This is a genomic window from Corallococcus sp. AB045, assembly GCF_003668895.1.
GTDB classification, from domain to species: Bacteria; Myxococcota; Myxococcia; order Myxococcales; family Myxococcaceae; genus Corallococcus; species Corallococcus coralloides.
On the sequence record NZ_RAWN01000039.1, the window covers coordinates 44,030 to 58,077 of the forward strand.

The 14,048-nt window shown below is 71.9% G+C and carries 1 protein-coding gene (cut by a window edge); it reads right to left on the reverse strand.

The window, feature by feature from the left end; all coding sequences use genetic code 11:
• On the reverse strand, window positions 1-14,048 hold part of the coding region annotated (locus D7Y21_RS12175; protein ID WP_121713279.1) for a non-ribosomal peptide synthase/polyketide synthase (this coding region is incomplete at its 5' end). Its footprint begins 21,228 nt before the window's first position; 14,048 of 35,276 annotated nt are visible.

Sequence of the window (14,048 nt, forward strand, 5' to 3'; positions counted from 1 at the left end):
GAGCGCGGGCGGGAACTCGACCGTCATGCGCTCGGAGGTGAGCGGGCTTTCGGCGGGGCGCGGGCGGTCGGTGGGCAGATCCAGCTTGCGCGGCATGCCGGCCAGCCGCTGCCGCCAGCCCTGGTCCTGTTCGGGCAGGTGGCCGTCCGCGATGCTGTTGCGCTGCCACGCGCCGAAGTCCGCGTACTGCACGGGCAGCGGGGGCAGGGGGGACGGACGCCCCTGGAGGAAGGCGTCGTAGAGCTGGCCCAGCTCCTGGACGAAGAGGGCGATGGACAGCGTGTCGCTGACGATGTGGTGGATGCCGCACAGGAGCAGGTGCAGCCGCGTGTCCACACGCACGAGCGTGGTGCGCAGCACGGGGCCGTGGACCAGGTCGTACGGCTTCGCGGCGTCCTCGCGGGCGAGCCGCAGGGCCTCGGGTTCGCGGTCCTCCATGGGGCCGCGCAGCTCCACGCGGGTGAGCGGGACGCGCATGTGCGCGTGGAAGCGCTGCACGGGGCGGCCGTCCACGGTGTCGTAGGTCGTGCGCAGCGCTTCGTGGCGCTGGACGATCTCCTGGATGCCACGCTCCATCACGTCCGCGTTCAGGTCGCCTTCGAGCCGCAGGACGAACGGGATGTTGTACGCGGACTGGCCCGGTAGGTGCTGCTCCAGGCGCCAGACGCGCTCCTGCACGAAGGACAGCGGCAGCTCGCCGGTGCGTGCGAGCGGCACCAGCGGGAGCTCCGCGGAGACGAGGTTCTGCGGCGCCTGACGCAGCAGGGGCACCAGGCGCTCCGCGATGCCCGCGACGGTGGGGGCTTCGAAGAGGGCCGCGAGCGGCAGGTTCACGCCGAACGCGTCGCGCACCTGGTTGAGCAGCTGCGCGGCCGTCAGTGAGTTGCCGCCAATCTCCAGGAAGTCGTCATGGCGGCCCACGAACTCCAGGCCCAGGCGCGCGCGCCACAGCGCGGCCACGCGTTCCTCGACCTCGCCACGAGGAGCGTCGTCACGCACGGGCTGCGAGGGCGCGGAAGGAGCCTCGGAGGACACTTCGAGGATGACCGATGCCGCGACCGGGTCCGGACGTGCGGGTTCGCTCGCGATCGAAGCGGGGAGGGCAGCGGCAACCACAGCCTGTGTGGACAGCTCCGCCGGAGACCGCGCAGCCACGGTGATGCGGCCCGACGCCGCCTTCTGCTCCACCCAGACGGTCTTCTCCTGGAAGACGTACGTGGGCAGGTGCAGCCGCAGGCGCTGCTCGTGCGCGTAGAACGCGCTCCAGTCCACGGGCACGCCCGCGGTCCACAGCTCGCCCACGGCCTGGAGCCAGCTCATCTGCTCCGTCGTCGCTCCGCCCAGCCGCAGCGACGGCAGGCCTCGGACGCGAGGCGCACCGCTCTCCACCCCCATCAGGTTCGCGCGCACCAGCGGCGTCACGTCCTGTCCGGGGCCCACCTCCAACAGCACCGCGCAGCCTTCCTCCTGCAGCGTCTCCACCGCGCGGGTGAAGTGCACGGGCTTGCGCATCTGTTCGGTCCAGTAGCGCGGATCCTCCAGCTGCCCGGGCTGTGCCAGCGTCCCCGTGAGGCTGGACACGTAGCGCACCGCTGGCTCCGACCGGCGCAGCGTGCCCACCACGCGCGCCAGCTCCGGCATCAACGGCTCCACATCCACCGAGTGGAACGCGTGCGGCGCGGGCATGCGCACCGCTCCGGCCTTCTGGGCCTTCAGCGCGGCCTCCAGCCGCTCCACTTCCTCCACCGGCCCGGACACCACGCAGCGGTCCGGCGTGTTCACCGCCGCCAGCTCCAGCCGGCCCGACAGCAGCGGCTGGACCCGAGCCGCGGGCAGCGCCACCGCGAGCATCGCCCCCGGCGGCATGCGGTGCATCAGCTCCCCGCGCGCCACCGTGAGGCGCATCGCGTCCTCCAGGGACAGCACGCCCGCGACACACGCCGCCGCGTACTCGCCGAAGCTGTGCCCCAGCACCGCGTACGGCGTCACGCCCAGGTCCTGCCACAGCCGCGCCAGCGACACCTGCACGCTGAACAGCGCGGGCAACGCCACGCGAGTGTCCGCCAGGGCCGCCGTGGTCTCCGCCTCCGCACCGGCCTCGGGCGACAGCAGCCACGACACGCGCTCCCGCAGTGGTGCCTCCAACAACGTGAGGCACGTGTCCAGGTGCGCGCGGAACCGGGGCGACGCCTCCGCCAGTTCGCGCCCCATCGCGACCCGCTGTGCTCCCTGGCCGGAGAACACGAACGCCACTCGGGGCGCGCGCTTCTCGGTCTTCACCGCGACCACCGGCTTGCGCAGCTGCCACACCAGGTCCGCCGCGTCCTTCACCACCAGCGCGTGGCGGTACTCGAACGCCTTGCGCCCCACGGCGTGCGTGAACGCCAGGTCCGCCAGCGCCTGCGCATCCACGTCCTCCGCCATGTGCCCATCGAGCTGCCGCGCCGCCGCCTGCAACGCCTCCAGCGAACGCGCGGACAGCACGACGAGCTGGTGGGACCGCGAGGTGGCACCACTCCGCCGCAGGGGGGCCTCCTCGAGGACCGCATGCGCGTTGGTGCCGCCGATGCCGAAGGAGCTGACCGCGGCGAAGCGAGGCGTCTCACCCCGAGGCCACGACCGCAGGGTGGTGTTGACGAAGAACGGACCCGCGTCGAAGTCGATCTGCGGGTTGGGCTTCTCGAAGTGGAGGCTGGGGGGAATCTCCCCATGGTGCAGCGACAGCGCGGCCTTCATCAGCCCCGCCAGACCCGCGACCGTGTCCAGGTGCCCCACGTTCGTCTTCAGCGACGCCAGCGCGATGCTCCCCCGATGCTCCGCGCCCAGGCCGTACGCGCGCGTGAGGGCCGCCACTTCAATCGGATCCCCCAGCGGCGTCGCGGTGCCGTGGGTCTCCACGTAGCTCACGGCCTCCGGTGCCACGCCCGCGTTGGCCAGCGCCTGGGACACCACCGCCGCCTGTCCCTGCACGCTGGGCGCGGTGAAGCCGGACTTGTTCCGGCCGTCGTTGTTCAGCGCCGAGCCTCGGATGACGGCGTAGATGGCGTCCCCATCCCGCACCGCGTCCTCCAGCCGCTTGAGCACCACCGAGCCCACGCCGTTGCCAGACAGCGTGCCTCCCGCCTTCGCGTCGAACGCGCGGCAGTGGCCGTCCGGGGAGAAGATGAGTCCCTCCTCGTGCACGTAGCCCGTGCGCTGCGGCAGCGACAACCGCATCGCGCCCGCGAGCGCCACGTCGGACTGGCCCGTCCGCAGGCTCTGGCTGGCCAGGTGCACCGCCACCAGACCCGTGGAGCACGCGGTGTACAGCAGCACGCTTTCGCCCGTGAGCCCCAGCTTGAAGGACGCCTTCGTCGCAAGGCTCTCGTGCGTGGCGGTGCCGTGCAGCTCCATGTACGACGCCGCGTCCAACGGCATCGCCTGCCGCACGGCGTCCGTGTACCCGGAGCCCGTGGCGCCCGCGTACAGCGAGATGGCGCCGGGGAAGCGCTCCGGGTCGATGCCCGCGTCCTCCAGCGCGGCCCACGCCGTCTGGAGGAAGATCCGCTGCTGCGGATCCGTGAACTGCGCCTCGCGCAGCGACATGTCGAAGAACGCGTGGTCGAACCGGTCCGCGCCGTCGATGACGCCCGCGGCCGGGACGAAGGCCGGCTGGTGCCACAGCTCCAGCCCCTCCGGCAGGACGGACAGGTGCTCCAGCTCCTCGGGTGAGAAGCGCGTGATGGACTCCACGCCTCCGCGCAGGTTGCGCCAGAACTCCGCCACCGTCATCGCGCCGGGGAAGCGGCCCGCCATGCCGATAATGGCGATGGAGCCGGACTCGCCGGCCTTCGGTGCCTCGCGCGGACGGTGCCCGGGGGCTTGAGACACGGGCGGCGGTACGGTGCCCGGGCCCTGCTGGGACTCACGCTCCAGCCGTTGGACGAACCCTTCGAGCGTGGGGTGCTCGAACAGCCACACCACCGGCACCTCGCGCTGGAGCTCCTCGCGCAGGCGCGCGGCCAGCCGCACCACGGTCAGCGACGTGGCGCCCAGATCCTCGAAGAAGTGGTCCTGCGCGCTCACGCGGTCCGTGCCCAGCTCTCGGGCGAAGACGGGCGCCAGGCGCTGCTCCAGCGGGTGCGTGGGCTCCACGAAGCGGCCCTGACGTCCGGTGGACGCGGCGTCCGGCGCGGGCAGCGCCTTGCGGTCCACCTTGCCGCTGGGGTTCAGGGGCAGGGTGTCCAGCATCACGAACACCGACGGCACCATGTACTCCGGCAGCCGCTGCCGCAGCGCCGCTCGCAGCGCCGAGGCCTCCAGCACATGCCCCGGCCCAGGCATCGCGTAGGCCACGAGCCGCTTGTCCCCGGGTACGTCCTCGCGCACCACCACCGCGGCGTCCTGCACCGCGGTCAGGTCGCGCAGGGCGGCCTCCACCTCCGCCAATTCGATGCGGAAGCCGCGCACCTTCACCTGCGTGTCGATGCGGCCCAGGAACTCCAGCGTGCCGTCCGCACGCCAGCGGCCCATGTCTCCCGTGCGGTACAGCCGTGCGCCCGGCGTCACGCCGTACGCGTCCGGCACGAAGCGCTCCGCCGTGAGGTCCGGCCGCGACACGTAGCCCCGGCCCACGCCGTCACCGCCGAGGAACAGTTCGCCCGGCACACCCACGGGCACCGGGTTCAGCTTCGCGTCCAGCACGTACACGGACGTGTTGGCGAGCGGCGCGCCGATGGACACCGACGCGCCCACCTGCTCCGGCCGCTCCACCGTGAAGGCGGTGGCGACCACGGAGGTCTCGGAGGGGCCGTAGCCGTTGGTGAAGGGAATGCCCAGCGATTCCACCGCCCGGCGTACGTGCGGCGCGGAGACGATGTCGCCGCCCGTGTGCAGTTCGCGCAGCCGCCCGAGGATTTCCGGCCGGTGCTCCATCAACTGCGAGAAGAGACCAGCGGGCAGGTGGATGAAGGTGACGCCGTGGCGCTCCACCACTCGGGCCAGTGTGTCCATGTCGCCCGCGGGCACGTGGCCCGGGAAGATGACGAGCCGGCTGCCATGCACCAGTGGCATCCACAGCTCCAGCACGGAGCCGTCGAAGGACACGGGCGCGAAGAGCAGCACCGTGTCGCGCATCCCGTAGTGCATGTATGGCGCCGCGTGCAGCACGCGCATCAGGCCGCGGTGCTCGACGCCCACGCCCTTGGGCCGTCCACCGCTGCCGGAGGTGAAGATGACGTAGGCGAGGTTGCGCGGCCCCACGCCGGTCCGCGGCGCGGTGATGGGCTGGCCGGCCAACGCCAGCTCCTCCAGGAACAGGCACGGCAGGGACGCGTCGGGCAGGTGCAGCCGGCCGCGCAGCTCGCGCGTGGTGACGAGCAGGTGTGGCCGGGCATCCTCCAGCATGAAGCTCAGCCGCTGCGCGGGATACGACGCGTCCAGCGGCACGTACGCGCCACCGGCCTTGACGATGCCGAGCACCGTGACGACGAAGCCCACGGAGCGCTCCAGGCACAGCGCCACCAGCACGTCCGGTCCCACGCCCCGGGCCCGCAGGACATGCGCGAGCTGGTTGGCCCGCGCATCCAGCTGCGCGTACGTCAGCCGTTCATCCCCGTCCTCCACCGCGATGGCGTCCGGGCGCAGCGAGGCCTGAAGCGCGAAGCGCTCCGCGAGCGTGCTGCCGGAGGGATAGGGAAGGGCGGTGTCGTTCCACGCGACGAGCACCTGCTGGCGCTCCTCCGGCGTGAGCCACGGCAGCCGTGAGAGAGGCACGTCCGGCCCGGCGACAGCGGCCTCCAACAGCACGTGCAGGTGGCCGGCGATCCGGGCCACGGTGTCGCGCTCGAAGAGGTCGGTGCTGTACTCGATGGAGCCGCGCAGCCCGTCCGGCGTCTCCGTGAGCAGCAGGCTCAGGTCGAAGTGGGCCGTGCCCGCGTCCACCTCCAGCGGCTCCATCCTCAGCCCCGGCGCATCGAACGCTTCGGCCGGAGCGTTTTGAAGCGCGAAGACCGCCTGCACCAGCGGCGTGCGGCCCAGGTCGCGAGGCACCTGGAGCTCCTCCACCAGCTTCTCGAACGGAAGGTCCTGGTGCTCATAGGCCGCGAGCGTCGTGTCCCGCACCTGTCCCAGCAGCGTGCGGAAGGACGCCTCCGGATGGATGCGCGCGCGCAGCACCAGCGTGTTGACGAAGAAGCCGACCAGCCCCTCCACGTCGCCGTGGGTGCGGCCCGCGATGGGGGCGCCGACGAGCAGATCCTCCTGCCGGCTGTAGCGGGACAGCAGCACCTGCCACACGGTCAGCAGCGCCATGAACGGCGTGGCGCCCTCGCGCCGGGCGAGCCCCACCAAGCGGTCCGTCAGGTCGCGAGGCACGTGCACGGGCATCAGCGCGCCGTGCGGCGAGCGCGTCGTGGGCCGAGGCTTGTCGGTGGGCAGCTCCAGGACCCGGGGCGCACCGGCGAGCTGCTCCTTCCACCACGCCACTTCATCCGCGAGCACATCACCCTGGAGCCAGCCACGCTGCCACGCGGCGAAGTCGGCGTACTGCACGGGAAGGTCCGGCAGGGCCGGGGTCGTACCGGAAGCGAAGGCCGCGTAGGCCGTGGCCACCTCCCGCACCATCACGCCCAGGGACCAGCCGTCGGAGACGACGTGGTGCATGCCCAGGAGCAGCACGTGCTGTGTGGACGTCAGTCGCAGCAGGCGCGTGCGCAGCAGCGGCCCCGTGCCCAGGTCGAAGGGCCGGCCCGCCTCCTCGCGCGCCAGCCGCTGGACCTCCGAGTCGTGGTCCGGCAGGCCGCCCAGGTCCGTCACGGGCAGCGCCCAGACTGGCGCCGGATGGATGTCCTGGACGGGGTCGCGGCCCTTCAGCGCGAGCGTGGTGCGAAGGGCTTCGTGGCGCTCGACGAGGAACTCCAGCGCGCGGCGCAGGGCTTCCACGTCCAGTGCGCCGTCCAGCCGCACGGCGCCCAGCAGGACATAGGGCGTGGCACCGGGTTGGAGCTGTTCCATCACCCACAGCCGCTGCTGCGCGAAGGACAGGACCTGTCCACCGTCGCGAGGCACCTTGCGGATCGCGGGCACGCGCGGGAGGTCGGTGCGCGAGAGGAGCTGGGCCTCGACCTGTTCGGTGACCTCGGCGACGGTGGCTCCGTCGAAGAGGCCTCGCAGGGGCAGCTCCACCTGGAACGTGGAGCGCACGCGGGACAGCAGCCGCGTGGCCAGCAGCGAGTGTCCGCCCAGGGCGAAGAAGTCATCGTGCACGCCCACCTTCGGCACCCGCAGCACGTCGCGGAACAGGTCCGCGATCCGCTGCTGGAAGGGCGTCATCCGCTGGGGCTTCGAAGGCGTCACGGCGACCGGATGCATGTCCGGAACAGGCAGGGCCTTGCGGTCCACCTTTCCGTTGGGGGACAGCGGCAGCGCGTCCAGCACCACGAAGGCCGCGGGCACCATGTACTCCGGCAGCTTCGCCTTCAGCGCTTCACGCAGCGCTTCCACCGTCACGCCCTGGGCCACGACATAGGCCACCAGGCGCTTGTCGCCGGGCGCGTCCTCGCGCACCACCACCACGGTGTCGCGCACGCCTTCGCACTGGCGCAGCGCCGACTCCACTTCGCCCAATTCGATGCGGAACCCGCGCAGCTTCACCTGGAAGTCCAGGCGGCCCAGGTACTCGATGCTGCCGTCGACGAGGACTCGGGCCCGGTCTCCCGTGCGGTAGAGCCTCGCGCCCGGGGGGCCATACGGATCCGGGATGAACCGCTCGGCCGTCAGCGCGGGACGGCCCAGGTACCCTCGGCCCACCTGCACGCCGCCGATGTGGAGCTCTCCCGCGATGCCCACCGGCACCGGCTGCAAGGACGCATCCAGGATGTGGATCCGCGTGTTCGCCACTGGCCTGCCAATGGGCACCGAGCGCCGTCCGTCATTCCGCTCGCAGGTCCAGGCCGTCACGTCCACCGCGGCCTCCGTGGGGCCGTAGAGGTTGTGGAGGGGGACGCCCAGCCGCTCCAGGCAGCGGTCCTTCAGCTCCAGCGGCAGCGCTTCGCCGCTGCACACGATGCGGCGAAGCGCCGTGCAGCGCTCCAGCCCCGGCTCCTCCAGGAACACCTGGAGCATGGACGGAACGAAGTGCACCGTCGTGATGCCTTCGCGCGCCATCACGTCCACCAGGTACGCGGCGTCCTGGTGCCCGCCCGGCCTCGCGACCACCAGCCGCGCTCCTGTCATCAGCGGCCAGAAGAACTCCCACACCGAGACGTCGAAGCTGAACGGCGTCTTCTGCAACACGACGTCGCGAGGCTCCAACCCGTACGCCTCCTGCATCCAGAGCAGCCGGTTGCGGATGCCCGCGTGGGTGTTCATCGCGCCCTTCGGACGCCCCGTGCTGCCCGACGTGTAGATGACGTAGGCCAGGTGCTCGGCGCCCACGCCCGACTGCACGGGCTCCGGCGACAGGGTCGCCACCTGGGGCCAGTCCGAGTCCAGGCAGAGCACAGGCGTGCTCCCGACCGAGAGCAACGGACGTAGGTGCTGCTGTGTCAGCACCACCGCGACCGCCGAGTCCTCCACCTGATACGTCCGCCGCTCCGCCGGCGCGGAGGGATCGATGGGCACGTACGCGCCGCCCGCCTTGAGCACGCCCAGCAGCGCGATCACCAGCTCCAGCGACCGCTCCGCGCAGACACCCACGCGCACTTCCGGCCCCACGCCGCGCGCTCGCAGCGCACGGGCGATCTGATTGGCCCGGCCGTCCAGCTCGCGGTACGTCAGCCGCGCGCCTTCGAAGTCCACCGCGACGGCGTCCGGCGTGCGCGCCACCTGCGCTTCCACCAGCCCGTGCAGCGTGCCCTCCAGCGGGTAGTCGCGCGCGGTGGCATTCCAATCCACCAGCAGCCGCTGCTCCGCTTCTCCCATCAGCGGCAGCAGGTGCACGGGCGTCGCCGCATCGCGGGCCACGGCCTCCAGCAGCACCTGGAAGTGGGTGGTGAAGCGCGCCGCCGCGTCCTCGGAGAAGAGGTCCCGGCTGTATTCGAGCGTTCCCTCCAGGCCGCCGTCGCTCGCGGTGAGCGAGAGATGAAGGTCGAAGCGCGCGGTCTCCGTCGAGGTGTGCAGCCGCTCCACGCGGACGCCGGGCAGGGCCGGCGTGGACAACGGCGCGTTCTGCAGCACGAACATCACCTGGAACAGCGAGGTGCGATCACCGCCGCGCGCCTGGGCCATGGCCTCCACGAGCCGTTCGTAGGGCACATCCTGGTGCGCGTACGCGGCCAGGGAGGACTCACGCACGCGGTCCAGGAGCTCGGAGAAGCGGGGCGCTCCGTCCAGGTTGGCGCGCAGCACGAGCGTGTTGAGGAACACGCCGATGAGCGGCTCCAGCTCCGGCCGGGTGCGGTGGGCCACGGGCGTGCCCACGGCGAAGTCGTCCTGCTCGGAGTAGCGCGACAGCACGGCCTGGTACCCGGCCATCAGCACCATGAACAGCGTGGCATCCCGGTCGCGGCCCACCTGATCCAGCGACCGAACCAGGGACGCGGGCAGCGTGAAGACATGGCTGCCCCCACGCGTCGACCGGGTCCCGGGCTGTCCCTGCTCGGCGGGCAGGGTGAGCACGGGCACGTCCTTCAGGGACTCCTTGAGCGTGTCCAGTCGGGCCTGTGCCGTCTCGGAGTCCTCCTGCTCGCGCTGCCATGCGGCGAAGTCCGCGGCCTGCACCTCCAGCGACGGAAGCGGTGACGGACGCCCCGCCGCGAGCGCCGGGTAGAGGCTGCCCACTTCGTGCACGAGCACGCCCATGGACCAGCCGTCCGTGACGATGTGGTGCAGGCACAGCAGCAGCACGTGTTCGTCGGGGGACAGCCGGAGCAGCCGCGTGCGCAGCAACGGGCCAGTGCCCAGATCGAACGGCCGGGTCGCGTCCTCCCGCATGCGCTGCATCAGGATGGCGTCGCGCTCGGCGCCTTCGGGCAGGGACTCCACCGGCAGGGACCAATCCGAGGGCGGCGCGTGGATGCGCTGGAGCGGCTGGCCTCCGTGCTCCTCGAACGTGGTGCGCAGCGGTTCGTGCCGGCGGACGAGCTCCGCGAACGTGCGGCGCAGCACCTCCACGTCCAGGGGACCGGAGAGCCGCAGGGCCAGGGGGATGTTGTAGAGGGCCTGACCGGGCTCCAGTTGGTCCAGGAACCACATGCGCTGCTGCGCGAACGACAGCGGCAGTGCCTCGTCCCGCGACACGGTGGGGATGGGTGCTGCGGGGTATCGGGAGGGAAGCGCCTCGATGCGCTCCGCGAGCCGTGCCACGGTGGGTGCGTCGAACAGCGCACGCACGGGCAGGTCCACGCCGAACCGGGCGCTCACGCGGGTGACGAGCTGGGTGGCCAGCAACGAATGCCCACCGAGCGCGAAGAAGTCATCGTGCGCGCCCACGCGCTCCACGTGCAGCACATCCTGGAACAGCGCGGCCAGCTTCTCCTGGAGCGGCGTCAGCGGGCCCGTGTCCTCGGCGACGGCAGGCGCCGCGGGGGCGGGCAGGGCGCCGCGGTCCACCTTGCCGTTGGGCGTGATGGGCAGGGCGTCCAGGCCGACGAAGGCCGAGGGCACCATGTACGCAGGCAGACGGGAGCGCAGATGTTCGCGCAGGACTCCGGCATCCATGGTGACCGGGACGACGTAGGCCACGAGGCGCTCGTCGCGCACGTCGACCACGGCCTCGCGGACCTCGGGGTGCGTGCGGAGCGCGGCTTCGATCTCGCCCGGCTCGATGCGGAAGCCACGCAGCTTCACCTGGTGATCGATGCGGCCCAGGAACTCCAACGTCCCGTCCGCGAGCCAGCGCACCCGGTCGCCCGTGCGGTACATCCGCGTGCCCGGTGCGTCGCGGAACGCGTCCGGCACGAAGCGCTCGGCCGTCAGGTCCGGCCGGCGCAGGTAGCCGCGCACCACGCCTTCACCGCCGATGAACAGCTCACCCGGGACACCGACCGGCACCGGCCTCAGCCGGTCATCCAGGACGTGCAGCCCCGTGTTCGCCAGTGGCCGTCCCAGCGACACCGTGCCGGCCGTGTCCGTCTCCACGCGATGCATGGACGACCACACCGTCGTCTCCGTGGGGCCGTACATGTTGAGCAGGGCAGGGACGTGCGCCCTCAGCTTCGAGGCAAGGCTCCCCGGAAGCGCTTCGCCGCCCACGAGCATCTGCCGCAGCCCGCCCAGCGCCTGCAGCGCCCGGGGCTCCTCCACGAGCGCACGCGCATACGACGGCGTGCACTGGAAGTGGGTGACGGCGTGGCGCTCCAGCAGGTCCGCGAACGCCGCGGGCTCCAGTCCCGTGGGCGCGAGCACCACCTGGAAGCCGCGCGTCCAGGCCCAGAGCAGCTCCAGCACGGAGATGTCGAAGGAGATGCTCGTCATCGCCAGCCACGTGCCCGGGCACGGCGAGACGTGCGCATCCATCGCGCGGAAGAAGTTCATCACCGTCCGGTGCGGCACGCCCACGCCCTTGGGCCGCCCCGTCGAACCCGACGTGTAGAGCACGTACGCGAGCGTCCGCGCGTCACTCGCGGACCGCACGAAGTCCGCTCCCACCGAAGGGGCCACGTCGTCGAGGAAGAGCCGGCGCTCGGCCGGCACCGAGAGCACGTCCTCCAGGCGACGAGGCCCCACGAGGACCTTCGCCCCCGAGTCCTCCCACATCGCCGCGAGCCGCTGCGCCGGGTACGCCGGATCCAACGGCAGGTAGGCCGCCCCCGCCTCCAGGATGCCGAGCATCCCCACCGCCAGCTCCACCGAGCGGTCCACGCACAGGCCCACCACCGACTCCGGCCCCACGCCACGCTGCCGCAACGTGTGCGCCACCGCCCGGGCCCGAGCGCGCAGCTCCCGGTACGTCAGCCGGCCATCCCCGGCGACGAGCGCCACGGCATCGGGCGTGCGGGCCACCTGCGCCGCGAAGCGTGAGGAGACGGTGGTGTCCGAGGGGAACTCGATGTCGGGTCCATGCGACAGCGCGAGCAGGTGCTCCGACTCCTCGGCACTGAGCCACGGCAGCGCGTCCACCTGGCGCGAAGGCTCCCCGACGGCGGACTCCAGCAGCACGCGCAGGTGACCCGCGATGCGGGCCACGGTGTCCGCGTCGAAGAGGTCGGTGGCGTACTCCAGCCAGCCCTCGAAGCCCCGCGCGGATTCGGAGAGCGAGAGCGTCAGGTCGAACATCGCCGTGCCCGAATGCACGTCCAGCAAGCGCGACTGGAGGCCCGGCAGCACGGGGGCGCCCACCTGCGCGCCCTGGAGGATGAACATCACCTGGAAGAGGGGCGTGTGTCCGCGCTCGCGCGTGGGCTGGAGCGCTTCCACCAGCTTCTCGAAGGGCACGTCCTGGTGCGCGTACGCGCCCATCGCCGTCGCGCGCACCCGGCCCAGCAGCTCACGGAAGGTGGGCGCGCCGGACAGCCTCGTGCGCATCACCAGCGTGTTGACGAAGAAGCCCACCAGGCCCTGCAACTCCGCGCGGTCGCGGCCCGCGATGGCCGTTCCCACGCTGACGTCGTCCTGTCCCGCGCGGCGCGCGAGCACCGCCTGGAAGGCCGCGAGCAGGACCATGAAGGGGGTGACGCCCTCTTGCACTGCCAGCTTGCGCACCGCATCGGCGAGCCGCGAGTCGAGCACCACCGGCACGCGAGCGCCCTGCGTTCCACGCTCGGCGGGACGCGGCCGGTCCGTCGCCAGCTCCAGCAGGCGGGGTGCGCCCGAGAGCTGCTCGCGCCAGTAGTCCAGGTGCGATGCCAGCGCGGCGCCGTCCAGCCACTCCCGTTGCCACTCCGCGTAGTCAGCGTAGGCCACCGGCAGCGCGCGCAGCGGCGACGGGCCTCCTTCGTGCAGCGCCGCGTAGAGGGCGGACAGCTCGCGCACCAGCACGGCCATGGACGTGCCGTCCGACACGGCGTGGTGCATGACGAGCACCAGCACGTGCGTGCGCTCGTCCAGCGTCAGCAGCGTGGCGCGCACGAGCGGCCCTTGAGTCAGGACGAACGGACGGCGGGCCTCCTCACGGGCCCACTGGGAGGCTTCGGCCTCACGGGTGTCGGCGGACAGGGACTCCAGTGACACGCGCGCCAGCGGCAAGGATGCGAAGCTCGCGATGACCTGCAGCGGCTTTCCGTCCTGTTCCCGGAAGGAGGTCCTCAGCGCTTCATGGCGCGCGGCGAGCACCAGGAGGCTGTTCTCCAGCGCGGCCACGTCCAGAGCGCCTTCCAGCCGCACGGCGGCGGGCAGGTTGTAGGTCACGTCGCCCGGTGCGTACCGGTCCAGGAACCACAGCCGCGCCTGGGCGAAGGACGCCGCCCGGTCGCCGTTCACGTCCCGGCGGCGCAGCGTGCTCGATGCAGGGGCGGACGCCGCCGTCCGGGCCGAGATCAGCTGCCGTGCAAGGGACGTGATGCTCGGGCCCTGGAGCAACCACTCCATGGGCACCGTCAGGGTCGTCGTGCCGATACTGATTTCGTGGGCCAGTTCCACGGCGCCCAACGAGTCCAGTCCGTAGCGCGTCACCGGAGCATCGACGTCGATGTCCTCACGGCGCATGCGCATGTGCCGGGCCACGACGTCGCGCAGCCATGTCACCAGCGCTGCCTCGTCCGCATTCGCGGGCAGGCCCTTTGAGATGTGCGCCGCGGAACCGGTCGCCGCTTCGCGTGCTCCAGAACCCGCGCCAGGAGCGGACGGGCTGATGGCTCCGCCCGCATGACTCGCTGACGGCTCGGACGAAGCCGAAAGCCCGGATGCGCCGAAGTCCGGCGCCGTGAGGGACCCGCCGGAGCCCGGGACGGCTGAAGCCGAGGCTAGGGGAGCCTCGGACAACGAACCCGCGCCACCCGGCGGCTCTGCCCGCCACGCCGTCACCTCCTGCAACGTCCCCGCGACGAAAGCCGCGCGGCACGCGTGCCGCTGCACCTTGCCACTGGACGTCTTCGGCAGACTCCCCGGCTCAATCAGCACCACCGCGTGCGCCTGCACCTCGTGCGACTCCGCCAACCTCTGACGGATGGTGCCCACCGCCGTGTCCGCCG